Source organism: Cyclobacterium lianum, from assembly GCF_900143075.1.
Lineage (GTDB): Bacteria > Bacteroidota > Bacteroidia > Cytophagales > Cyclobacteriaceae > Cyclobacterium > Cyclobacterium lianum.
Map to the genome: position 1 here is coordinate 414,844 of NZ_FRCY01000004.1, position 24,825 is coordinate 439,668.

Annotated in this window: 23 protein-coding genes; 11 read left to right on the forward strand and 12 right to left on the reverse strand. The window is 45.4% G+C overall.

The features are described 5' to 3' along the window. Positions 1–30: 30 nt before the first annotated feature. Positions 31–765 carry a 3-deoxy-manno-octulosonate cytidylyltransferase gene (gene kdsB / locus BUB19_RS08890; RefSeq protein WP_073094141.1) on the reverse strand — a complete coding sequence of 245 codons (735 nt, stop codon included), beginning with the start codon at positions 763–765 and terminating at the stop codon, positions 31–33. Between the two features lie 166 nt (positions 766–931). Here kdsB and BUB19_RS08895 point away from each other — a divergent pair, with 166 nt between their 5' ends. The 3 genes from BUB19_RS08895 (at position 932) to BUB19_RS08905 (ending at position 4,101) form a co-directional block, all read left to right on the forward strand. Continuing rightward, on the forward strand, positions 932–2,821 hold the full coding sequence (locus BUB19_RS08895; protein ID WP_073094142.1) for a CocE/NonD family hydrolase: 1,890 nt from the start codon (positions 932–934) through the stop codon (positions 2,819–2,821). Positions 2,822–2,839: 18 nt separating this feature from the next. Next, positions 2,840–3,385: a ferritin gene (locus BUB19_RS08900; protein WP_073094143.1), complete on the forward strand. Its 546-nt coding sequence runs from the start codon at positions 2,840–2,842 to the stop codon at positions 3,383–3,385. 164 nt (positions 3,386–3,549) lie between these two features. Further along, the gene (locus BUB19_RS08905; RefSeq protein WP_073094144.1) at positions 3,550–4,101 is read left to right on the forward strand and encodes an META domain-containing protein; all 552 of its coding nucleotides are present in this window, start codon (positions 3,550–3,552) and stop codon (positions 4,099–4,101) included. A gap of 57 nt (positions 4,102–4,158) precedes the next feature. Here the strand turns inward: BUB19_RS08905 and BUB19_RS08910 are convergent, their stop codons facing one another. Together BUB19_RS08910 and BUB19_RS08915 are read right to left on the reverse strand one after the other, a co-directional pair. Then, positions 4,159–5,640, reverse strand: a complete 1,482-nt coding sequence (locus BUB19_RS08910; RefSeq protein WP_073094145.1) for a nicotinate phosphoribosyltransferase — start codon at positions 5,638–5,640, stop codon at positions 4,159–4,161. A 61-nt stretch (positions 5,641–5,701) separates the two neighbouring features. Further along, positions 5,702–6,523 carry a DMT family transporter gene (locus BUB19_RS08915; RefSeq protein ID WP_073094146.1) on the reverse strand — a complete coding sequence of 274 codons (822 nt, stop codon included), beginning with the start codon at positions 6,521–6,523 and terminating at the stop codon, positions 5,702–5,704. A gap of 153 nt (positions 6,524–6,676) precedes the next feature. Here BUB19_RS08915 and BUB19_RS08920 point away from each other — a divergent pair, with 153 nt between their 5' ends. After that, positions 6,677–7,120 carry a peroxiredoxin gene (locus tag BUB19_RS08920; protein WP_073094147.1) on the forward strand — a complete coding sequence of 148 codons (444 nt, stop codon included), beginning with the start codon at positions 6,677–6,679 and terminating at the stop codon, positions 7,118–7,120. A 35-nt stretch (positions 7,121–7,155) separates the two neighbouring features. On the opposite strand, the gene BUB19_RS08925 is transcribed toward BUB19_RS08920, so the two are convergent. Both BUB19_RS08925 and BUB19_RS08930 read right to left on the reverse strand, forming a co-directional pair. After that, the gene (locus BUB19_RS08925) at positions 7,156–8,499 is read right to left on the reverse strand and encodes a Gfo/Idh/MocA family protein (RefSeq protein WP_073094256.1); all 1,344 of its coding nucleotides are present in this window, start codon (positions 8,497–8,499) and stop codon (positions 7,156–7,158) included. A 23-nt stretch (positions 8,500–8,522) separates the two neighbouring features. Next, complete coding sequence (locus tag BUB19_RS08930) at positions 8,523–9,284, reverse strand: 3-keto-disaccharide hydrolase (RefSeq protein ID WP_073094148.1); 762 nt, start codon at positions 9,282–9,284, stop codon at positions 8,523–8,525. A 241-nt stretch (positions 9,285–9,525) separates the two neighbouring features. On the opposite strand from BUB19_RS08930, the gene BUB19_RS08935 reads away from it, so the two are divergent. The 5 genes from BUB19_RS08935 (at position 9,526) to BUB19_RS08955 (ending at position 13,765) form a co-directional block, all read left to right on the forward strand. Further along, positions 9,526–10,719, forward strand: coding sequence for an aspartate aminotransferase family protein (locus tag BUB19_RS08935; RefSeq protein ID WP_073094149.1), 1,194 nt, complete (start codon positions 9,526–9,528; stop codon positions 10,717–10,719). Positions 10,720–11,039: 320 nt separating this feature from the next. After that, positions 11,040–11,453 (forward strand): peptide-methionine (R)-S-oxide reductase MsrB, encoded by a 414-nt coding sequence (gene msrB, locus BUB19_RS08940; protein WP_073094257.1) that lies wholly within the window; start codon positions 11,040–11,042, stop codon positions 11,451–11,453. Between the two features lie 103 nt (positions 11,454–11,556). Continuing rightward, complete coding sequence (locus tag BUB19_RS08945; protein WP_073094150.1) at positions 11,557–12,159, forward strand: hypothetical protein; 603 nt, start codon at positions 11,557–11,559, stop codon at positions 12,157–12,159. Continuing rightward, positions 12,156–12,671, forward strand: a complete 516-nt coding sequence (locus tag BUB19_RS08950) for a 5' nucleotidase, NT5C type (RefSeq protein ID WP_073094151.1) — start codon at positions 12,156–12,158, stop codon at positions 12,669–12,671. Before BUB19_RS08945 ends, BUB19_RS08950 begins: the two co-directional genes overlap by 4 nt. Before the next feature lie 8 nt (positions 12,672–12,679). Then, complete coding sequence (locus BUB19_RS08955; protein ID WP_245802815.1) at positions 12,680–13,765, forward strand: MBL fold metallo-hydrolase; 1,086 nt, start codon at positions 12,680–12,682, stop codon at positions 13,763–13,765. A 146-nt stretch (positions 13,766–13,911) separates the two neighbouring features. Here BUB19_RS08955 and BUB19_RS08960 read toward each other — a convergent pair whose 3' ends face one another. The 5 genes from BUB19_RS08960 to BUB19_RS08980 form a co-directional block, all read right to left on the reverse strand. Then, the gene (locus tag BUB19_RS08960) at positions 13,912–14,370 is read right to left on the reverse strand and encodes a cold-shock protein (RefSeq protein ID WP_073094152.1); all 459 of its coding nucleotides are present in this window, start codon (positions 14,368–14,370) and stop codon (positions 13,912–13,914) included. Between the two features lie 326 nt (positions 14,371–14,696). Continuing rightward, complete coding sequence (locus tag BUB19_RS08965) at positions 14,697–16,433, reverse strand: FAD-dependent oxidoreductase (protein WP_073094153.1); 1,737 nt, start codon at positions 16,431–16,433, stop codon at positions 14,697–14,699. A 36-nt stretch (positions 16,434–16,469) separates the two neighbouring features. Next, positions 16,470–17,624 (reverse strand): n-acyl-d-glucosamine 2-epimerase, encoded by a 1,155-nt coding sequence (locus BUB19_RS08970; RefSeq protein WP_073094154.1) that lies wholly within the window; start codon positions 17,622–17,624, stop codon positions 16,470–16,472. 11 nt (positions 17,625–17,635) lie between these two features. Next, positions 17,636–19,039, reverse strand: coding sequence for a sugar porter family MFS transporter (locus tag BUB19_RS08975; protein WP_073094155.1), 1,404 nt, complete (start codon positions 19,037–19,039; stop codon positions 17,636–17,638). Between the two features lie 25 nt (positions 19,040–19,064). Continuing rightward, complete coding sequence (locus tag BUB19_RS08980; RefSeq protein ID WP_073094156.1) at positions 19,065–20,174, reverse strand: o-succinylbenzoate synthase; 1,110 nt, start codon at positions 20,172–20,174, stop codon at positions 19,065–19,067. A gap of 486 nt (positions 20,175–20,660) precedes the next feature. On the opposite strand from BUB19_RS08980, the gene BUB19_RS08985 reads away from it, so the two are divergent. Continuing rightward, complete coding sequence (locus tag BUB19_RS08985; RefSeq protein WP_073094157.1) at positions 20,661–21,896, forward strand: S-adenosylmethionine:tRNA ribosyltransferase-isomerase; 1,236 nt, start codon at positions 20,661–20,663, stop codon at positions 21,894–21,896. On the opposite strand, the gene BUB19_RS08990 is transcribed toward BUB19_RS08985, so the two are convergent. Further along, positions 21,893–22,306, reverse strand: coding sequence for a LytR/AlgR family response regulator transcription factor (locus BUB19_RS08990; protein WP_073094259.1), 414 nt, complete (start codon positions 22,304–22,306; stop codon positions 21,893–21,895). The two genes, BUB19_RS08985 and BUB19_RS08990, sit on opposite strands and share 4 nt — an antisense overlap. Before the next feature lie 648 nt (positions 22,307–22,954). Here BUB19_RS08990 and BUB19_RS08995 point away from each other — a divergent pair. Beyond that, on the forward strand, positions 22,955–23,305 hold the full coding sequence (locus tag BUB19_RS08995; protein ID WP_073094158.1) for a hypothetical protein: 351 nt from the start codon (positions 22,955–22,957) through the stop codon (positions 23,303–23,305). Between the two features lie 164 nt (positions 23,306–23,469). On the opposite strand, the gene BUB19_RS09000 is transcribed toward BUB19_RS08995, so the two are convergent. Further along, positions 23,470–24,810, reverse strand: coding sequence for an NAD(P)/FAD-dependent oxidoreductase (locus tag BUB19_RS09000; RefSeq protein WP_143155971.1), 1,341 nt, complete (start codon positions 24,808–24,810; stop codon positions 23,470–23,472). Positions 24,811–24,825: the final 15 nt, after the last annotated feature.

Sequence of the window (24,825 nt, forward strand, 5' to 3'; positions counted from 1 at the left end):
AGCGGATACTTATCAAAACCTTAGACCGAGCTATTTCGAAAATTCAGTGTCATAATAGGCTAGCGCTTTTTCCAGATCTGCAGGTACATCGATGGCTACGGCCTGGTGCAGGGTCTTTACCATTTTGATCTTGTGCCCGTTTTCGAGCAAGCGCAACTGTTCCAACATTTCGATTTTTTCAAGGGCTGACTTCTCCCACTGCGTAAAAGCCATTAGCAGCTCTTTTTTGTAGGCATAAATACCTATGTGCCTGAAATAGGAAGGAACACTCTCCTCATTTCGTTGAAAAGGTACCGCAGAACGGCTGAAATACAGGGAGAAACCGTTTGCGTCGACCACCACCTTGACAATGTTCGGATTTTGGATCAGATCCTGACCGCTGATGGGACTCATCAGGGATGCCACCTCAACATCCGGCTCATCAAATGCTGCAATCAGGTCCGACAGGGAAGTCCGGTCCTGAAAAGGCTCATCACCCTGAACATTTACGATGATATCTGCTTCAATCGATGCGGCGGCCTCAGCTATCCTGTCAGAACCACTTTCATGTTGCTGCTGACTAAAAAACACTTTCCCTCCCTCTTTTTTCACAGCCCTGGCAATGTCATCGTGATCGGTCACTACCATGACATCATCAAAAACCCCTGTAGCCAGCGTGCTCAAATAGGTTCTTGAAATCAAAGGCTTACCGCGAAGGTCGGCCAGCAGCTTGGCTGGGAATCTTGTCGCTCCAAACCTCGCAGGAATTAATGCAATGGTCTTCATTTATTCAAATTACTGTTTTAACTTTATACACGATCTGCTTCTGTCGGAAACCAGCATTCCGGAAGTCTGGATCCATAAAACCGTAAAACTAATCATTTTTACTCCAAAATCAGGTTTTGCGCCTGGGTATTGGAGGTAAAACAACCAGTCAACCAAACCAAATCGCATGAATAGTACCGATTTAAATAACTTCCGGCTTACTGCCCTGATTTTTATATTAACCAGCACACTCTCCTTCGGGCAGGAACAAAACGATTATGTCGCTCAGCATTACCAAAAGAAAGAATACTCCATACCCATGCGGGATGGCGTTAACCTTCACACCGTGGTATACAGCCCACTGGATGAGTCGCAGCCGTATCCCATTCTTATGCAGCGGACGCCCTATAGCGCAGGACCTTATGGTGAGGGTAACCTAAAGAATAGCCTGGGCCCCTCCCCTTTCCTGATGCGTGATGGCTATATATTTGTTTATCAGGATGTTCGTGGCAGGTGGATGTCAGAAGGCAGCTATGACAACATGCGTCCAACCCTAAATGAAAGAACGGCTGACCCGAATGCTATTGATGAAAGTACCGATACTTTTGATACCATCGAATGGTTACTCGCCAATGTAGCCAACCACAATGGGAAAGTGGGTCAGTGGGGCATCAGTTATCCCGGATTCTACAGCGCTGCCGCTTTGCCTTTTGCCCATCCCAATTTGAAGGCCGTGTCTCCGCAAGCTCCCATCGGAGATTTTTATTTTGATGATTTTCACCACAATGGAGCATATTTTCTGAGTTATTGGTTGGCCACCAGCGTTTTCGGGTACCAGAAGGACGAGCCGACTACAGAGGCCTGGTACGACATGGTAAATCCCGGAACCAACGACGGTTATCAGTTCTTTATGGATATGGGTTCGTTAAAAAATGCAGACAAATACTATGGAGAGGATAACTTTTTCTGGCAGCAATTAAAAGAAAACCCACATTACAACGAATTCTGGCAGAAAAGAAGCATCATCCCCCACCTGAAAGATGTAAGTCCGGCGGTATTGGTAGTCGGAGGATGGTTTGATGCAGAAGACCTTTACGGGCCATTGACCATATACAAGACCATAGAAAAAAACAATCCCGAAACCTACAATAGCCTCGTTATGGGCCCCTGGTCTCATGGAGATTGGTCCAGAGAGCAGGGAGCCCAGGTGGTTTCCAACATGTATTTTGGCGATTCCATTTCCACCTGGTACCAGCTAGAAATCGAAAGGGAATTTTTCGATCATTTTCTGAAAAAATCAGGGAACGGTGGCCCGGGCTTGCCCGAAGCGTACATGTTTGACACCGGCTTGAACAAATGGACAGCCTTCGATGAATGGCCCCCAAAAGAAAGTGAATGGACCAGCTTTTACCTGGGGGAAGAGGGAGCGCTTAGCAGCGATATGCCCTCGGGCAACAGGTTTTCGTCCTTTGTGTCGGATCCTGCCAAGCCTGTCCCCTATACGCAAGATATTAAAATCAATTTTACCCCAAGGAAATACATGGCAGACGACCAACGATTCGCGGCCAGGAGACCGGATGTGTTGACCTTTGAAACCGAAGTGCTGGAGGAAGATATTACACTGGCAGGCGAAATTATGGCCCAATTGCAGGTTGCCACCTCCCAGACAGATGCAGACTGGGTAGTCAAGCTCATCGATGTTTTACCGGGCGACTACCCCAATCACGAGTACGTGCTGGATGGGGTTGATATGGGAAATTATCATCTGATGGTAAGATCAGAAGTCATACGGGGTAGATACAGGGAAAGTTTTGAATGCCCAAGTCCTTTCGTTCCCGATCAAATCACGGCGGTTGATTTTCAGTTACAGGATGTTTATCATACCTTTAAGAAAGGACATAAAATTCAAATCCAGATTCAAAGTACCTGGTTTCCGCTGATCGACCGTAATCCTCAGAAATATGTGGAAAATATCTTTGAAGCTTCGGAGGAGTACTTCGTAAAGGCATTGCACAAAGTGTTCCACTCGGAAAATTTTCCTAGCAAAATAAATGTTATGGTACTACCCAATGAATAAAACAAATATAAAAAGCATATGAAAACCAAAGAAAAAGAAATCGTGACCCTAAAGCGCTCATTGCTTTTGGACACAGAAGACAAGCTAAACAAACAGGTGGAAATGGAGGGCAAGTCCTCTGCATACTACCTTTCCATGGCATCCTGGGCTGAAATGCAGGGTTTTACACATTCAGCGCAATTTCTGTACGATCATGCAGAAGAAGAACGCGGCCACATGCTGAAGTTGTTCCGCTACATTAATGAAGCTGGCGGGCATGCCATTCAGCCCGAAATCACCAATATACGGCAGCATTTCAACTCCCTGAGGGAAGTATTTGAGCTTATCCTCGAACATGAAATTGCGGTGACCAAATCTATTAATTCTATTGTAGACCATTGTTTCAATGTGAAAGACTTTGCTACATTTAGTTTTATGCAATGGTACGTGACCGAACAAAGAGAAGAGGAAACACTGGCCAGAAGGGCACTGGAGATATTTGATATCATCGGCGAAGAAGGTATCGGGCTCTGGACCATAGATCAGGAGCTGGGAAAACTTCATAGCAATACGGCCGATCAGTAATTGTTTTTTCCGTCTTACACTACTCCGGGAAGAATTTCCCGGAGTTTTTATGAATACAGGCATTTTCGCAGACTACCGTTTGGAAAATGGCTTAATTTTTGATCAATTTTTTTTTATCTTATCGATAAATCATTATATTTCCCCTGACGATAAACCCTGCACTCATGAAAAGTTTATTCCCTATTTGGATGATCTTATTTTCCCTGATAGCAGGCCTGGGATTTGCCCAGATTCCTGATACCATAGAAGTGGAGCCATTTCCGGAAAGTTCAAAAAAAACTACCTCGCAAAAGGATCTTGAAGGCTTGTGGGAACTGAGCTATATTTATGACAAGTTCAAACCGTTTGAGGAGTTATTCCCTGACAAAAAGCCTACCCTTTATTTTGATACAGTAAACAAGACTGCATTTGGTCACACCGGTTGTAATATTTTCAGTATCCTGACTTACCTGGAAGGAAATGGCATAGACGTACTAGGATTTACCGGGATGACGGAAAAATGGTGTGAAGGAGATGGAGAAGATATTTTTCTTACGGTCTTGAAATCTGCACATACCTTCGAAATTGACGACGAGGGCACGCTGTCGTTTTCCTGTGGCAACCTGGAAATCATGAAGTTGAAGAAGTTGGAAGATAACCAGGACAACCCATTTAATATACCGAAAATCATGGCCCTGGGATCTGTAGCTCCTCCTGCCCTGGATCCGGTACAATAAGTGCCGGCAAACCCGGTACCCCTAAACAGCATCATAAAATCGCCGGCCCAGGCAAAATCAATTCCCATTGTCCAAAGCCTTGGCCTTCAAAACCAGAGCGGTCCTGAATTCGTACAAGCCTGCCTCCAACCCTACCGGATAAATGTGCGGATTGATCAGACGCTTATGGGTCTTGTCAAAGACTGCCAGTCTTTCCTGCGTTCTTTGCCGGATTTGGTGAATAGTTGGGCGTTGGTATACTTTTTCTCCTTTGGAAAATATGGGTTTCAGTAAAGTTTCGGCGGATGCATGTTCCACCGAAATCTTCTTCCTTCTGGTCGGGTCATTTGGGTCAATGATGGTCACCTTGTCGCCATGATCCACTCCTTCCAGATAGATCATATCGGCCATGGCCTTCCCGTTGGCCGTATATCTCACTACATTGTGATATCCGGGGATGTTTATTTTTACTGATTGCTGCGAAAGCTTAATTTTGGGTATCCACTCTCCTTCCTGGTTTTTCAATGCGGAAAGTTTGTAAACGGCCCCCAGGGCAGGTTGGTCGTATGCGGTCACCAGTTTGGTACCCACTCCCCAAATATCGATTGATGCCTCCTGCATTTTCAGGGAAGTAATGATGTGTTCGTCCAGGTCGTTACTGGCCACAATTTTCACCTCGGGAAACCCGGCGCGGTTAAGCATTTCCCGGGCCATGTTGCTGAAATAGGCCAGATCACCTGAATCGATGCGGATCCCCTGCAACTGCCTGCCCCTCTCCCTTAATTTCCTTGCGATGACGATGGCATTTTTTACGCCCTGGCTAATGTCATAGGTGTCCACCAAGAGTATGGTATTGTCGGGAAAGGTAGCCGCATAGGCATCGAATGCTGCCATTTCATTGTCAAAAGACATGATCCAGCTGTGGGCATGTGTACCAGATACGGGGATGTCAAAAAGCTTTCCGGCCATCACATTGGATGTAGAGGAGCAACCTCCGATGTAAGAAGCCCTGCTCGCAGCAAGTGCACCATCAATACCCTGAGCTCTCCGCAAACCAAACTCCATCACCGGGTCTCCATTGGCCGCCAGAACGATCCTCGCTGCCTTGGTAGCAATGAGTGTCTGAAAATTAATAATATTTAATAAAGGCGTCTCCAGAAGCTGACACTGTATCAGCGGACCTTTTACCCTTACCAATGGCATATTGGGGAACACCACCTCTCCTTCTTCCACAGCATCCAGATCACAGCTAAAAGTCAGGTTTTTTAAATACGTAATGAATTCAGGATCAAATGTCGGCTTTCCATTGGCATCCTTCATTTCTGCCAGGTAAGCCAGGTCATGGTCTGTAAATTTGATATTGCGACAATAGTCTATCACATAATCCAGCCCGGCAGCAATCGTAAATCCGCTTTGAAAGGGGTTTTTTCTAAAAAAAAGATTGAAAACTGCTTCTTCTTCCGCTTTGCCGGACTTCCAGTAGGCATAGGCCATGGTAAATTGGTAAAAATCAGTCAGCAGGGTTAGCGAAGTTTGGTAAAGATCCTTGGTGATTTTCATAAAAATAGTGTTGAGAAACCCAAATTTACAGGTTTCAGCGGCTTAATCCACCATTTGAACCCTAATTTATCCGGTTTTTCCTCGAATTAAACAAATTCATGATCACCCCGGAAAGTACAAGCAACATTCCACCGTAGGTCCATACATTATAGGTTTCGCCAAAAAGCACAAAACCAAATCCAAGGGCGTAAATGATCCCGATGTAGTTCAGGCTGGCCACTTTGGCCAGATTGGCATTTTGGTAGGCCATGGTCATGAAGTATTGGGCAAATTGGGTCAATATCCCTATCAGCAACAGCAGCAGCCAATCCCATCCTTCCGGACTGACCCAAAAATAATAACTCAGCAGCCCGGCAATGGGTATTGTCACCAGGGGAAAGTAAAATACAATCACCAGCGGGTGTTCGGTATTTTTCAATTTACGTATCACATTATAGGCCAATCCTGAGAAAAGGGCAGATGTGATACCGATACTTAAGTATAGGGGGTCTATCCGCGAATCAAAACCCTCAATCATCAGCACCCCGGAAAACGCTATCGCAAAATAAAAAAATTGAATCGGCCGGACCTTTTCGCGTACAATAAAGATACCCAGTATACTGGTAAATATCGGACCCAGGTACTGAATCGTAACAGCACTTGCCAGTGGAATCTTCTGAAGGGTATAGAAAAATGTAATCAAACCTACAGAACCCACTGCTCCTCTTGTGATCAATAATTTCTTGTTATTGCCCAATACAGGTACTTTTTGCTTTTTGAGGATCAAAAAGCTGAAAATAAAACTGAATACAGATCGAAAAAGAATGATCTCAATGGCTGGAATATGAGGCAGATATTTGACCGTCACATTCATTAAAGCGAAGAAAAAACTTGCCAGCAACATGTGCCGCACACTTGCATTGCTCAAAACAGTTTAGATTTTCATGAAAACAAAATTCTTATAGTAAAGCCCGTGTGGTAATAAATGGTTCCTTACTGACAAAAAACAGCCTTCGGGAAAACTTAATTCGGCAAGTATTGTTATCCAATTAAAAAAATGGGATTAAAGAAAGGACAAAAAGCACCTGATTTTACTTTGCCATCCACTTCAGGCAGTGATTTTAAACTTTCCAGGGATCTTTTTGGCAAAGCCTGCGTGATCTATTTTTATCCGAAAGATTTTACCGGAGGATGTACCGCTCAAGCCTGCGAATTCAGAGATCAGTTTGCTGATTTTAAAGACCTGGATTTGCCGGTGATCGGCATCAGCCGAGACGATATTGCCACCCATCAGCGGTTTAAAAAGGCCCACAACCTGCCCTTCGAACTACTATCAGACCAATCGGGCGAAGTATGCAAAAAATATGATGCGTTGGTGCCTTTAATTGGTATACCCAAAAGAATTACTTATCTGCTGGATAAGGGACATGTGATCAAGGATGTATTTCAAGACATGTTCGATGCCAGAGCCCATATCCAAAAAATGTTAGACAATTATTAAATGAAAAAGGGGCCTTTCCGGCCCCTTTTTCATTTTTACACTGACGGAAGCTTCCATCCATTGTGGTAATCGGCCTGAATCATCTTATTGGCTTTTCCACTGGTAAATTTACCCTTGTTTGAATCCCAATAAATTTTCTCCCCCAGTTTATAGGCCACATTGCCCATGTGGGCATTTATCGCTGCTATGGATCCGGTTTGGATACCACAGTTCAGCATTCCGGGATCATTGCTCTTGATGGCTTCTACAAAATTTTTGCAATGTATCCGCTGAGCATTACCTTCCGGTCTGACCAGCTCCATGGCCTCGATTTTCTCCTTTCGTTCTCCATCGACATTTTCAGTCTCAGCAATTACCTTCCAGCCCCCACGGTTTACCACCAACGTGCCATTATTTCCAATAAAAGCAATACCTTCGGTAGTACCATAATTGCCGCCATCTATACCGGTAGCATGCTCCCAAAGCATATTGAAACCATCGTATTCGTACACGGTTTGAAGCGTATCTGGAGTTTCGGATGCATCGTCCGGATAGGCGAGTTTGCCACCCGAAGCCATCACTGACTTTGGTGCACTTACCCCCATGGCATAGAGCGCAATGTCTATTTCGTGCACCCCCCAGTCTGTCATCAGCCCACCGGCATAGTCCCAAAACCAACGGAAATTAAAATGAAACCTATTGGCATTGAATGGTCTGTCGGGAGCGGGTCCCAGCCACATTTTGTAATCCACTCCTGCAGGCGGCTGACTATCCGGAACCACAGGGACAGGTTTCATCCAGCCCTGATAGGCCCAGGTCTTGACCAGCCTGATATTTCCAAGTTTACCCGACCTGACCATATCTATAGCCTGCTCGTATTGGGAGCCACTCCTCTGCCACTGTCCTACCTGCACGAGTTTTCCGTACCGATCGGCCGCTTTAACCATGAGGTTGCACTCCTCAATACTATTGGCCAGTGGCTTTTCTGTGTAAGCGTGCTTTCCTGCGGCAAGGCTATCTACCAGATTCAAACAATGCCAGTGGTCTGGTGTTCCGATGATGACGGCATCGATATCCGGGTCCTCCAGCATTTGCCGGTAATCCCTGTATTGCCTTGGTTTCTTACCCCTAAGTTTCTCTACATCCGCCGTCCGCTGGTCAAGTACAGATTGATCTACGTCTGCCAGGGCTACGCAGTTCACCTCAGGCAACAACAAATGACTGTTCATATTGGACCAGCCCATGCCCTTGCAGCCAATCAATCCAAAATTTAGCTGATCAGAGGCAGGCACTTTGGTATTCATGGCCTGCAGGTGGCCAGCAGTGACCAGATTGGGCAAAGCTGCAGCTCCCAATGATGCCCAGGCGGACTTTTGTATGAATTTTCTTCTTGACTTCATGATATGATATCTTTTTTGAGGATTCAGTCCAGTCTTCTGACCCATATATTCCTAAAACTTACCGGATTGCTGTGGTCCTGAATATGAAACGGAAGCTGCTCCGGATGGGCCACATAATTGGGAATGCCGATATATTCGGTGGGACCTTTTAATTCGACATTATTCTGGACTAATATACCGTTGTGAAAAACAGTGATTCTTGCCGGAGAGATCAACATGCCGTTGCTGTTAAATCTGGGTGCGGTAAAAACAGCATCATAGGTATTCCATTCTCCGGGAGGCCTCATCGCATTCACCAGGGGAGGATGTTGCTTGTAAATACTTGCTGCCTGACCATTGGAGTAGGTTTTATTGTCGTAGGAGTCCAGAATCTGCAATTCATACTTTCCCATAAAGAAAAAACCCGAATTGCCCCTACCCTGTCCATTTCCGGAAACTTCGCTTGGAGCACGCCATTCCAGATGTACCTGCACGTCGCCAAAAGCTTCTTTTGTTTTTATTCCACCGGTTTTGGGTGCTACTGTTAGTATGCCGTCTTCAACTTTCCACTTGGGAAAACTCCCATCGCGCTCACTCACCCAGGCATTCAGGTCATTCCCACCGAAGAGAACTATGGCATCTGCAGGAGGAAGGTGGTTTTCCTGTCCGGGAGTCACGGGCTTTACTTCGGGCTCGTAGAATTCTGTAGCCTGAGGAGGTAATTTCGTTTCGTTTTGTTGCGCCAACACGGCTCCGGAAAAAAATATCCCTGCAAGAAGGGACAAACAATAACATTGGAATTTCATAGGTATTTTAAGTTTATGGTTTTGAAGTAGTCAAAATAAATGAATTGTCACAAATAAACCCACATCCTCCGGGATAAATTTCGGGCCTCCAAAAAAATAATGATAGCCGGTTCATTTTCAAACCGGCCTCATGCGGCAAAGGGGTTCTGTGAAAGGGCCAGTTTCAAAGCAGGAAAGATATGCTTACTTTTGCTTCAGGAGCCGGGTAAAATCAATCCAGCAGAAAAAATCTCCAATTTATATGAATAACCGACAGCTCTTCCTATCCCATCTGGCGCAAACCACCGATTTTCCACTGATGATCGAAATCGAGCGGGCTTCCGGGGTATACCTGTATGGCCCGGAGGGCAAAACCTACATCGACCTGATTTCGGGCATTGGAGTTAGCAATGTGGGCCATCGGCATCCACAGGTGATGGCAGCCATTCAGAAACAACTCGATAAATACCTCCATTTGATGGTTTATGGAGAATATGTGCAGCAGGCCCAAACATCATTGGCAGAAGCGCTGGTCAATACCCTTCCTTCACCATTGGACAACGTGTATCTGGTCAATAGTGGCAGCGAGGCAGTGGAAGGCGCACTAAAGCTGGCGAAAAGGTATACCAACAGAAGGGAAATAATTTCCTGTATAGATGCTTACCATGGTTCCTCACATGGAGCGCTTTCCGTAGGTGGCAACGAGATATTCAAGCGGGCATACCGACCGCTTTTGCCGGGCATTGGCCATATCCGGTACGGTGAAATGGATCAACTGGAGAAAATCAACACAGAGACCGCTGCGGTGATTATCGAAACGGTACAGGGGGAAGCCGGTATCAGGGTGGGCAGCAAGGCCTATTTCCAGGCTTTAAGACAAAGGTGTACCGAGACAGGCACGCTGCTGATTCTGGACGAAATACAGGCGGGATTTGGACGGACTGGTAGTTTCTGGGCCTTTGAAGCTTATGACATTCAACCCGACATTCTGGTCTGTGCCAAAGGCATGGGAGGAGGCATGCCTATCGGTGCTTTTGTATCCTCCCGGGAGATCATGACTGCCTTCAAAAACAATCCCTTGTTGGGACATATTACCACTTTTGGCGGACATCCGGTGAGCGCAGCCGCATCTCTGGCCACTATACAGGTCATCCATAAGGAGAACCTCACCGCTCAGGTAGCCCAAAAGGCGCAGTTATTTAAAGAGCTCCTGGTACATCCAAAAATCAAGGGAATTCGCTACAAAGGTTTAATGATGGCGTTGGAATTCGAATCCTTTGAGGTACTCAAACCCATTATCGACCGATGCATAGCCAAGGGCGTGATCACCGATTGGTTCTTGTTCTGCGATGATTCCATGCGCATCGCCCCCCCTCTTACCATTAGCATGGAAGAAATCCGCATGGCCTGTACCCTTATCCTGGAATCTATCGACGAAGTCGGGAAACCATTGTGATATTAATCTGGTTGAATGGTTGATGAATGAAATATTTGGAGCCGAGGCGACTAACTTCGTCCTTAAAAACAGGTGTCAATGGTTTTTTAACCGCTTTCACTCTGATGATTTTCCGGTTATTGGTTTCGGCTGAAAGCGAGACAAAATCAGACAGTTTGAATACGGTAACTGTACGGTGAAATTGAAATCTGCATTGGATGAAGTTATTTTGAAGTAATCGCGGTGGACGACGTTATTCCCATTGAGTAAATCAGATTTAATCGATGAATATTTCCCGCCGTCCCGGCCAGAAAATTGGACACAAATCGAAAGGTAAACAAATGGCAGAAAAACAAAAATTATCAAAAAGCGAAGCCGAATGGAAAGAAAAGCTGGGGCCTGATGCCTACCAGGTTCTGAGACAAAAAGGTACAGAGCGGGCATTTACCGGCGAATACTACCTCAACAAGGCTACAGGGATCTATGAATGTAAGGGATGTGGCAACGAAATCTTTCACAGCCGGGATAAGTACGACAGCGGATGTGGCTGGCCGAGCTTCACCCATCCGGTTTCAGCCGATGCGATCAGCGTGTCTATGGACTATTCTCATGGCATGATCCGGGAGGAAATTTGCTGCGCGGTATGTGGCGGCCATCTGGGGCACCGGTTTCCGGATGGTCCGGAAGACAAAGGAGGAATTAGGTATTGCATCAACTCAATATCGATGGATTTCAGGAAAAAAGGGGACGAGTAGTACTTTATCCCTGAAATCAGGCAGCTCAATTTACATTTTTGTTTAGTTTTGCATCATTATTGATACGGACACCGCATCTGATCATCAAATTGAAAACAGCACCATGAAAACTAAATTCAACTACTTTTTCTTCGCAGCCTTATTGACATTCAACATCAATCTGATTGCGCAGGTTGAGCCGGAAGCTAGTTCTTCGCTGGATAGCGGCACTATAGAAGAACAATTTGAATACCTGAAAAGCGTTTCTTCCAATTATCAGGAGTATAAAGTAATAAGGAGAAGCCAGCTGGATAAGATTCAATCCAATATCCTTGATTCTATCGGAGCTTACCAGTCGAATATTCAGGAACTACGGCAAACCCTGGATGAAAACAACAATGAGATCCAGTCCCTAAATGAAAAATTAAGTGCTACAGCAGCCGATTACGAACAGGCAGTTGCAGAGAGAGATAGTTTTACCCTTTTTGGGATGTTACTGCACAAAAATTATTACAATAACCTGGTTTGGGGCATCATTATACTCTTACTCCTCGTGCTGCTGGTATCTTTTTTCCGGTTTAAAAGAAGCCACAAGATAACTGCAGAAACACAACAAACGCTGGAGGATCTGCGGGAAGAATTTGAACAACACAGAAGAAATACACTGGAACGAGAAAGAAAACTCAACAGGCAGTTGGTAGATGCCCTGAACAATAAAGATTCATGAGGTCGATTGCGGTAGACATGGATGGTGTATTAGCAGATGTATACCATCAATTTATAGACATGCACCTTCAGGAGACCGGCAAAAAGTTGCAGTTAAAGGCATTGAAGGGGCTGAGTGAGCGAGCGGCCTTCCCTTTTCTGGAAAAGCATGTAAACTCAAAAGGATTTTTTATAAATGCTCCGATGGTACCTGACTCCAGGCGGGTTCTGGAACTTTTACACAACCAGTACCGGGTATTTATCGTCTCGGCAGCCACAGAGTTTCCGCTGAGTCTTTCCGAAAAACAGGCATGGCTGAACAGGCATTTTCCGTTTATCAGTTGGCGGCAAATGGTCTTCTGTGGTTCTAAGGAAATCATACATACCGATATCATGATTGACGACCATTTTAAAAATCTGGATCATTTTCGCGGAGAGGGATATCTTTTTACCCAGCCGCACAATGAATTGTCACCTGCGGGAAAACACAAAAGGGTAGACTCCTGGAGAGCATTGGAAAAGCTGCTGCTGTAAGGTACTACATGGCTAAACTATTGAAACTGAATCAGTTTTTAATGCGCATCAAGGTGTGGGTGCCGGTATTTCTACTATTGGGCTGTGCTTCAGCTGAGGAGGATCTAAAAGTGAGCTATATGCATAACCCTGCATTGAAAACCATCCACCCCGCTGAGAGCTGGAAAGGCAATCCTGTGGACCAGGATGGTAGGTTTCTCAATTTATACCATAAGTTTGATTCCAGCTTTGGTGATCTGTGGAAATGGAAAACCTCAGCAAACCCACAAAAAGAGGAAAAGGAATCGGAAACGAGGAAACTTGAGGTCAATGAACAGGCCAACATCCCGGAAGATGATGAGGATTATCTCATCTGGCTGGGCCATGCCAGCTTTCTGATACGGATCAATGGAAAGGTCATGATCACTGACCCGATTTTATTTGATAATTTCTTTCTTAAGAGAGAGAGTCCGCTGCCCTTCCCTGCCGAAGATCTCCCTGCGATAGACTACCTGCTGATCTCACATAACCACCGGGACCACTGCGACAAAAAGAGCATCCAATTTTTGTCAGAAAAAAATCCAGGCATGGAAATTTTAACCGGGCTGAAGCTGGGTAAAGTCATCCGGGATTGGACCCGGGGCCAGGAAATCCAGGAAGCAGGCTGGTACCAACAATACCAAACAGCTGATCTGACCATTACCTACCTTCCCAGCCGGCACTGGTCGCGCCGCTGGCTTTGGGATTTAAATGAAAATTTATGGGGAGGTTTCCACATCGCTCATAATGGAAAAACTGTTTATTTTATGGGTGATAGTGGTTTTGGGAAGCATTTTGAAGATATCAGGCAGATCATGGGAAATCCTGAGTATTGCCTGATGGGCGTAGGAGCCTATAAACCGGAGTGGTTCATGTCACAGGCACACATCAGCCCCCAAGATGCGATCGAGGCCTTCAATATACTTGGAGGAAGATACTTTATCCCCATGCATTACGGCACTTTTGATCTTTCAGACGAACCGAGAATGGAGCCCTGGGATATATTAAACAGCAATCAAAAGGAAATCAATGGTAACCTTATTGCTCCAGTGCTGGGCAATAATTTGTTTCAATGAGATTCTCCCTGTATTTGGAGAGAGGGCTGAAAAAGCAGAACGTAACAATTGTGCGCAAAGAAGCGGAGATGACATCGCTGTCCTCCACCACTAAGCTATTCACAATTTTTATGGGATTATAGGAATGGCCACCATTGGCCGATGTGTTATTTGGCCAGCTTCACATCAATGGCACTCAAGCCCTTCGGTGTCTTTTCTGTTTCGAAAGTAACCTGGTCATTTTCTCTCACATCGTCCACCAGGCCCTTGACATGGACAAATACACTATCCTGAGATTCCAAATCCTTGATAAATCCATAACCTTTGGATTCGTTAAAAAAGGTAACTTTTCCCTTTCTTCTCAGGTCTTCCGGATCTACCGGCGCTTGTTTGGATACACTTACCTCAATATCCTCCAACTCAATTTTCTTTTTCTTCTGCGTTGGATCGGGTGGTGTAGAGGTAATGTTTCCGTCCTCATCCACGTAGGCAATCATGTCATCAAGATCACCTCCCTTGTTGGACGAAGATTTTCTGGCTTCCTTCTTTTCTTCCTTCTCTTTCTTCTTCCTTAATCTTTTCTTTTCTTTTTCTTTTTTATTAAAAGTTTCTTTCGATTTTGCCATAAATTAGATTTTGATGAAACGTAATTTTTGTTTAATGATAACAGCTTGTATCCGCAAAAGGTTGCCCACATGATTGAAACTTCAATCCTTTTGAAAATTTAAAGAATTGAAGAAAAAAATAAAAAGCAATTCGTATCACAGTTCCGGATAATATGGCTTTATTCATTAAGCAGGTACAAATTTGACTAAAATAATGGATTATTCCTATCTGAATTCCTGATTAAATTTTGCGAATTAGGGTTTTTATGTGTCTGGCTATGTCTTCAGATTGGCCCACAGCTGGCAGCATGTACCCCAGCAGCCACATTTCCGAAAAACGCCCATCCTCAGCCGTTACCTTTTTCCGGCCAGGCAGTTTCAACGCCCTGTTCGTGAAGAAAGCTTTGAAATTCTGCCAGTAATGAGCGGTCGGACCTCACCCTTGCCGGGGCTACCTGCCGGTCAAGAATAAAGGGCACCAGCATGCCTACCGCTTCACCTATACTCCACTCTACAGGATGCAGGCGGTAGCAGCCATTCGTAATGTGGGTAGTACCGATGTTTTTATTGGCCGGAAACAGATTTTCTGTCTTCTGGGGGATCAAAGCACCAAGCGGTATCTGGAAGGGCAATGAACCAAAATCAATGTAATTGTCTCCTCCGCTGCTGGGGTGCAGGTCTATGTGGTAATAGCCTATCCCCACACTGTCGAAAAAATGGGCCGATTCCAGCTCAGCTCCCGATAGTCCCGAAACCTGCGCCCTTTGTTCCGCCCCTACATGTTCTTCCAGCACGGTAAAGAGCGGCTTGATCCTTCTTGATTCTCTCACGTAGGGATACTTTGCCAGGCCGTCCGCCGTACCCATGAGGTCATTCCTCAACCTCAGTCCAGGCCAGCCTTTACCGCCATCAGGTCTGGGAGCCTCGGTTTGCAACCAATACAGTAGAGAAAGACTTTGCTGCTTTCCGCCCTGCACATGCCTGTCAAATTCGGAAGCGCTGACATCCACGATGTTTCCGGAAACATAGTCGTTCTGTGGCCAGTTGACGATAGTGGCGTCTCCCTGATAAAATTCTTTCTGAAAATTATTCTGATCTAAAATCCTTCTGTACAACATCAGGTTCAGGCTGTCGCCGGTTTTGAGGCCTTCGGGATGGAATCCCAACTCTTTGGGTTCCAAATTTCGTGGATTGCTATAGTTGAGCTCCAGCATTTTGCCTGCCCAGGGAGGATTCATTTGTGGTCGGAAATTCCTCCAGTAATCGTATTCCTCTGGTTTGGGAATGGTCCAATCCTCACCTTTCACATAATCCATAGCAAAACACACCGTAAAAGCCTGATTGTTATCCGGCCGATGCTCGGTACCTGCATGCAATTCACCGGTAGCCGATTTGGCTTCACTTCCTGTGACGTAGGCTGTTCCCGTCATCGGCAGCAGTTCACCGAGCTCGGTAGCATCTACAAAGTAATCTGCTTTTAACAGCAACTCGGTTCCGGACTTCAAATCCTTCGCGGCGAGTTCACTGACCCGGGCTCCATTGACGGTCGCAGCAGTTATTTTGTGTTCCTTCAAGATAAGTACTTTCCGGGCACTCTCGTAGGGTGCAAACATTTCTTCCAAAACCCTGTGGGCCACCTTGGGTTCATGGCAAAGCCTGGACACGGATCCATTACCAGGATTCAGGCGCTCATTGGCTGCAGCCTGCTCGGTCAGCGGATAGTGCCGGCGGTAGTAAGCCCGTACTTTTTCCCGAAATTCCCGGTACAGGGCCGGGGCTCCGTGGGTTTCTATCCATTGGTGCTCATCGGGAGGAACTCCCTGCTGAGAGAGCTGCCCTCCTATCCAATCCGTTTCTTCTGTCACAATTACAGAAAGACCATTTCTCAAGGCAGCAAAGGCTGCCGCGCAGCCACCCAATCCACCTCCTGCGATCACCAGATCAGCATGTATCATTTTCCCGCTTTCATGCTGCCAAACCTTTCTCTGAGACTCCCTTGCATGTAGCGGTAAGCCGGTCAGGGAGGTAGAAACGACCGTTCCACCCCCTATCGCCAGCTTTCCAATAAAACTTCTTCTTTTCATTTTTTGACACGTTGATAATTAAACCACAATATTATTCTATAATTTCTCCAGGGTCTTCCACACCTGAAACAATCCCCTCGGCACATGGAAGCATCCTTTCCACTTGCCTCCCTTCAGGGGCAGTTGTACCTTTCCATACCGATCCAGATATCCGTACCATTCCGCATAATCCGGATCCCTGAAATGCGACCAGGTATACTCATGCACTTTTTCAAACCAATTCAGGGATTGAAGGTTACCGCTCATTTCATAGGCCTTGGCCAGAAAAACCAGGGTCTCCAGATGCACCCACCACAGTTTTTGATTCCATTCCAGTTTATCGGGCGGGTATCCTTTACTGTCCAGAAAATAATAAATCCCACCGTAAGGAGGATCCCAGCCATATTCCAAAGTTCGCAGGCCCCGCTCAATGGCTTTGTCTCTCAACGCTGTGTCGCCATACCGCCTGGCAAGATCCAGCATAAACCACATGGCTTCTATGGCATGACCAGGACTGGTAAGTCTTCCGTCAAATGAATCCGAAAAGCTACCGTCTTCCAGTACGTTTTCCAGGATCAGACCGGATTCCGGTTGGTAAAAAACCTCCATGACCTCCTCGATTATGTTCCGGGACGTTTCATTTACCCTTTCTTCGCCCAACAAATGCTCCAATTCCAGGGTCAGATTACTCAAAATCATCGGCAATGCAAAACTCTTCAGGTTTCTGGTGCCCGGATAAGTTTTGTTGTACCGGCCTTTCGGATTTGCACTGCGCTGCAGAATATTGTCAAAAGTAGCCAGGGCCAGATCAGCATATTCCTGTACCGGATCAACCCTGTAACAGGCAGCAAAGGCCATGGCCGCAAAACAGTCCGAAAAGATATTGTAGGGCTGTATGAGTGGATTTCCTTTCTGGTCCAGTGAGAAGTAAAAATTTCCTTCTTTGTCCTTTGCCTTTTCCTTCAGGAACGAAAGCCCATGGCGGGCCATTTCCAGCCATTCTGCTCTCGCTTCCACTTTGTCGAATAACGTGGCAAACATCCAGACCTCTCTTGCCTGCAACCAGACAAATTTGTCGGTATCATATACCTGGCCTTTTCGATCCAGACAGGTAAAATAGCCTCCATATGAACTGTCCTTACTGTGTTGTAGCCAAAAAGGTATGACGCTTTCCAGCAGTTCTTGTTTGTATGTGTTCAGATATCTCTTCATCTCTCAGAATATTATTTCCTTTCTTCTCCCAGCCAGTAGGCTTCTATTTCTTCCAGACTTCGACCCGCAGTTTCGGGAATTTTTCTCCAGATGATATACATGTAGGGTATACACATGCAGGCGAAAAAAAGAAAGGTTCCCGATGGACCCAGATTTTCCAGAAACCAGGGTGTGAGCTGTCCTATCAGATATGTTCCCAGCCAAAGCGAGAATCCGGCAATAGACATGGCCAATCCCCGGATTTTATTGGGGTACATTTCGGAAAGCAGGACAAATATTACTGCAGAAATAGAAATTGCAGTGCAGAAAATATAAAACAGAAATAGGATAAGCAGTACAAAGGAGGTCCATCCCAAAGCCTCCCCATAAGAAAAATAAATACTGATGGACAGCAGACTGACGATCATTCCCGAAACGCCAAAATATACCAATTGCTTTCTGCCCACCTTATCAATAATCAGCAGGGCCAGGACCGTGGTCAACACATTCACCAGCCCCACCATCACCTGATAATAAAGTGCATCCCCACCAGAAAGACCGCTTTGCTCAAAAATACCAGGTCCGTAATATAGCACCGCATTCACGCCCATAAACTGGCCCAATAGGGCAATAGCCATTCCATAGAGTACGGGTTTCAATATTTTTGGATTTTTCAGCAGTATCCACGGTGTAGTAGCTGTCCTGGCGGCATTTTCCTGAACTTCAGCAATCTTACTGCGGGCAAGCTCGCCACTACCATACAATAGTTGAAAAACACTCTGGGCGGCATCATGTCTCTGGCAGATAACCAGCCACCTGGGACTCTCAGGAATGCCAAACAAAACGACAAGAAACAGGACTGAGGGCAATAGCTCCATCCCTAACATACCTCGCCATACTTCCTGTTGAAATACGAGATGCAGCAAGGTATGCTCATTAAAATCCGCTGTAGCGGACCATTTCAACAACTGGTAATTGACCAGATAAGCACCCAGGAAACCTACCGTAATGGCCAACTGATACAGTGCCACCAAACTTCCCCGGTACCTGGAAGGTGCTACTTCGGAAATATACATGGGAGATACAATAGAGACCATCCCTATGCCTGCGCCCCCGATGATCCTGTACACCACCAATGCTTCGAAACTCGCGGTAATGGCGCAGCCCAGGGCCGATACCGCAAACAAAAGCGCTGACAAAAGCATCACTTTTTTCCTTCCTATCTGGTCGGAAAGCTTTCCTGCCACTGCTACGCCTATTATGGACCCTACAAGTGCGCAGCCTACATACCAGCCCTGCTCAAGTGCGTTCAAATCAAATTGTGCGCCCACCTGGCCGATCGTTCCGGAGATCACGGCCGTATCGTAACCAAAAAGAAATCCGCCCACCGCCGCGGTGAGGGAAAGGAACAGGATATAAAGTATTGATTTATTCATCACCTAAGAATTTTAACAAGCAATTTCATTCCTTTCCAAAAAAATCAGGAACAGACCATGGTTTTTGTGGGGCATAAATAAGGTTTCCTTTTTCGATGGTAAGGGGTGAGGGAAAATTGTTGTGATACAACTGACCCGTACCCAAACCCTGCGGCAGCTCCGGCCTCAGGGAGGAGGCCAACTGGGCTATGGCATTGAGACCAATATTGCTCTCCAGGGCAGATGTCAGCCACCAGGAGATTCCGATGTCCCCGGCAATTTCAATCCATTCCCTGCAAGCAGTTATGCCACCCAGTAAAGAGGGCTTGAGGATCAGATAGGAAGGTTTGATCTTGCGGAGCAGGCTTTCTTTTTCCTCTTTACTCCTTATACCGATCAATTCTTCGTCCAGGGCAACAGGAACCGGAGATTGCCTGCACAGCTTAGCCATTGCGGCAATATTTCCAACCGGAATTGGCTGTTCGATACTGTGAATGCTGAACTCACTCAGCCTTCTTAATTTCCCGAGAGCTTCCTCCGGTCCGAAGGCCCCATTTGCATCTACCCGAATGGATACCTGATCTTCCGAATAACGCTCCCGCAAAGTTTTCAGAATGCCACACTCCAGATCAAAATCCAATGCGCCTATCTTCATTTTGATACAATCGAATCCAGCGTTCAGCTTTTCGTCGATTTGTTGCTGCATGAATTGCCTGTCACCCATCCAGATCAGACCATTTATCGGAATGGGTTTCTTACTGTCATAAAATGCGTTGGGGAGCAATCTTTTTTTGCCTCCGTGATGCAAATCCAGTATAGCTGTTTCCAGTCCAAACTGCAGGCTTGGAAAGGCTATCAATTCAGCAACTGATCCAATCTGCTGCAGCAACGCATCGGTATCCCGGGGAAATGTCAGCGCTTCTACCTTTTTAATGATTTTGCGGGCTTCCTGAAGGAAGTCTCCTCGATCATCCGGGCTGAGGCCTTTAAGTGGTCCGGCTTCACCCAAACCAATTGCATCAGGAAAAGCATCTGAAAATACAGTCAAAATATAGGTGGATTTTTCTTTTAATATCCCTCTACTGGTCCCGGCATCAAATTTAAAATCTAAGGTATAAGGATTGATACGTATGTTAACACTAAAATTATTTTCCATTTTTCTGCTTTGTACTGAGCCATCCGTTTACCGGGTATGCAAAAACTTTTGATATCGCTTATGCAGAAATGATGGGCTGAACGCGGCGGCCTAGCCTAATCCCCTGAGCTTTCAGCATTTCTGGCCTGGTGCCCGCTTATCACCCCTGCTTTCGGACGGCATGTTTCCAAAGATGGCTATTTTCCCTGACTTTTGCAGTAAGGTAAACCGAAATTATACCATTAGGTCAATGGGTTTAGGAGCCGAATACAACAGGTCTTCTCTTGAAACCGGATAGTGAAAAAAATGCTATCTGGAAACATAATGATGGCAGGGACTGAAAAAATTGACTGAAAATATAAAGCCCGGATTCCGGATACAAATAAATAGCCTGTACCCTAACCGGCTAATACAATTAAGCGGCAAAAGAAAATCAGGCGTAAATTTTCAATTGGAGGGAAAGGGCTATATTTGTGCGGAAATTTAGCACAAACCAATAGACGACGGATGCCACTGGACCACTCCCCTAAATTACAGGACTACTTCTATGATTTGCCTGAAGAATTCATTGCTAAATTCCCCCTCGAAAAAAGGGATGCTTCCAGGCTATTGCATTTTGAAGAAAATAGTCTCAGTCATCATCAGTTCTCGGCACTCCCTTCACTATTGCCGCCAAACAGTCACTTGTTTTTTAACGATACCAAGGTCATACCTGCAAGAATTTTTTTTAAAAAAGCGACTGGTGCGCTAATTGAACTGTTTCTCCTCGATCCAGTCCGTCCCTCCATCCAGATCCAGCAATGTATGGAGAGTACCGGACCGGTGTTGTGGCATTGCTTGATCGGTAACCTCAAAAAGTGGAAGCAGGATGAAGTATTGATCACGGAAATAAGCGTTGGCAACCAGGATTACCGCCTGGAAGCCATACTGGCTGACAGGGATAAAAAATACGTTCAACTCAGTTGGTCCCCCGGGGGATTGCCCTTTGCCAGCCTGGTGGAAGCTTGCGGCGAGGTACCACTTCCTCCCTACCTGAAGCGCAGGGCCTTGCCCTCTGATAAAACCAGGTACCAGACCATCTATTCTAGAATGGATGGAGCCGTAGCCGCGCCCACCGCCGGACTGCACTTTACCGACAAGACCATCGGCGAAATCCGGGAGAAAGGGATATTGATAAATTATCTGACGCTACATGTAGGGGCAGGAACCTTTCAGCCCGTCAAGCACGGGAATGTACTGGATCATCCCATGCATCGGGAACAAATGATTTTCACGAGAGAAAATATTGAAAATTTGCTTTCAGCAAGCGGAAATATAGTAGCTGTAGGTACAACGTCTATGCGGTCGCTGGAAAGCCTCTATTGGTTTGGGGTGAAACTATTAAAAAACGAGAGCGCCGAATTCTTCATAGACAAGTTATACCCCTACCAGCAACAAACACATTTGCCGGACAGGCATCAGAGTGTTGAGGCGGTGTTGAAGTACCTGGATAAATCGGGGATGAATCAATTGAGCGGAGCGACGGAGATATTTATTTTTCCAGGATACGATTTTAAGATTTGTAATGGTCTGATCACCAATTTTCACCAGCCCGGATCAACCTTGATGCTTTTGGTTGCTGCATTTACCAAAAACAGGTGGCGACAAATCTACCAGGAAGCGATAAACGAGAAATACCGCTTTCTGAGCTATGGTGACAGTAGCCTGTTGTGGTACGACAAGATCAATAACCCATCCCTCTAGTCAAAACCATTGCTACCCAGTTTCTGCACACCGTTGATCAGTGTCTGGTAATAGGTTCGTCCCACAGGTACTTTTTGATTGTTCACAGTTACCTCTTTTGGTGATATCGTATTGATTTCGTCAAGGTTGACGATGAAAGATTTGTGTATCCTCAGAAAACGTGTTGCAGGCAACATTTCTTCGAATTCCTTCAAAATATTTCTTAAGGAATAACTCTTCTCTCTCGTGACCAGTGTTGTATAATTTCCATCCCCTTTGAGGTAAATGATATTCTGGTATTTTACCTTAGTTAGGCAGCCCTTATCGCGTATAAAAATCGCATCCCTGATAAGCAGATCCTTCGATTCATTACGCTCTCCAAACAAACCATTCATTGAATGCTCTGCCAATTCCTGTATATTCTCTTTCATTCCCATGTTTGTAATGCTTACTGTTTTCCTGTGAAGTAAACCCAGTGAGGAATCAATTGTTTACCACCGGTCAAAAATAATTCGATACCGTAAAGGGGTAATTTCGCACGGATAGAATATCGCTTGTTAATTTTCTGTACAATCATTTTTTGTACTTCAAACAGCTTGAATGTAGCCGCTGTTCAATCAACCCAAGTCATTTTTTTAGCAGAAAATCAACTGTTTTCAAATTAAAGCCTCCGGCAAAAATGGAAAAATTACAGCGGCGGGCTATTTGTTCCGGAAACAGGGAAGAAATGATAAATTGGAATAATTTTCCGCAGTATTTTTTGGTCGGAAATATAATAACCGCGTCAAAGGCGCAACTGATCAGGGAAACCTGGATCGCAATTTAAGTCCATTGGTCAGCTGCGTTTTTCCTGCGCATGTGACCGGCATGTCAGCCACTTTATGTTTTTTTGTATCACTTGCGGACATGTGGCACTTTTTCTTCTTTGAGCCTGGCATCCCCGCCATCAGATACCAACGGACTCCTATTTACGTAACTATTATTACGCCTTTTGATATTATTTTTCTGTATTTGATTTTTTGAACTCAGTTTAATTAACTACATTAGAAGAAACTAATTTAAACATTAATACAACCTTTATGTCTTATTTTAGAAAAATTCATTTGGTAAATATCTTCATTCTGACCTTTAGCGCATTTTTCTTCAGTTGCTCGTCTGAGGATACTGAACCCACTGCCTGCTCAGTACAGTGGGCCACTGAATTACAGGATGAGATAAATGCGCTGCAGCAAGCTGCAATAACCCACGGTCAGACACAGACCAATGCAAGTTGTGAAAATTTAAGAACTGCAGCACGCGCTTACCTGGACGCACTAAGACCTTATGGTAGCTGTCAGGCACTTACAGGCCAGTCCCGAACAGACTGGCAGAATGCTGTCGCGGAAGCGGAGCAGCAGATAGATGATCTGGACTGTGAGATAGAAGCCTAAGTACTCCATCTGCACCGAGACAATTTACGCATTTCGATATCATGGGATCTGAAAAATAAGGATCGAAAACCGGTTTCTTTTCAGGTACTCTTTTTGATGAAGAAAAAGGGATTGCATTGTCTCTTCCTGAAAGCCCCTGAAAAAAATGATTGCAGGCAAACCCATCAAAAAAGCCTCTCCATGATTCGCTCGAAGATAGAGGGGTTATTTTCTTTGATCACCTTTTTGGATTCTACCGTAAAGGCTTTGGATATGAGGGAAAAGATTTCAGGCAGGGCCTCCTGATTCACTATACCCCTTTCCAAATTTTGTATCAGCTCCTCTGCTTTCCATTGGCCAGTCACAAACTGCCGGCGAAAATGTTCGGTAAACTTAATTCCCAGAGAGGCCATGCATTGGATCGAAAAATCTCGCTGGTCGTACAACAGCCTGAACGATATTTGTCCATTTGGATGCTCCCAATAAAAGTTTTGTGTATGTTTTCCCCATTTGGTGCAAAGATCCCCATAGACTGTCCAACTCATGCCCAAAAGATTATAGTGAACACTCCTGACCATGGGTTTGGCTGTGCCAGCGGGAAATTGAAAAAAAATATCTTTACCTGGATACCTTGCGGTTTCATTATTCAATTCACCCGAACTCCTTTCCCCCTGTTTTTCATTACACGAGTCTTGTCCGAAAACAAATACATCCTCTAGAGCGGGAATTCTCGAAAATCGATCCACATCAAACGTTTCCCCGGAATAAAAGGGCGTTGTTTTCAGAAACGAAAAATCGGGGAACTGGCCTTCTGCATGAACCACCTGCTGACAGGCAATCGTTCTGCCTTCGCTCAGCTCTACTCCAGAAACGTTTCCCAGATCATCGAGTAGATATCTTTCAATCTTTTGTTCAAACAAGATGTCAATGGATTTATTCTTCAAATGCTTTGCCAGCAGACATGCTTCCTCTTCCGGCAGTAAAGCATCGGTGAAATTTTTGAGGTTACAGACCAGGTAGGTTTGGAAGCCCTCCAGGGCCAGGGATACCACCAATGCCAGGGCAGAGAAACCGCTGCCTTCTACTACGGCAGCATTTGTACCGCCTTCATTTTTGCAATCATGCGCCTGGCCAGATTTAATTTTTCTGCGCTTTTTCTGATTTTCATGGTCTAAGACCTTTGGTCTTTTTTCGTTTACCAAAACCAAAGCATCGTAGCCTAGGGTGCCTGACGGATAGATGATCGTTTTATGTTCAAAATCAACCTGCTGTATATCCAGGGTGGTAAAATAGATCCCATAGTCTGCAGGAATTTGGTCTGGATCAACCAGATTGATTTCCAGATTTACCTCCATCAATGCACAAAGGCTTCGGAAAAAGAACAGATCTGCGTGTGACGAGCCGATAATGGTGACCCTACCTGTTAACGGATTCTTTTGCAGCTCGCAAAGAAAAGTTGCAGCGGATCTTCCTGTGCCTATCAACACGGTATGGGAAGCATTTCTTTGATTTGAACAATTTTCCATATCTTCAAAAAGTAT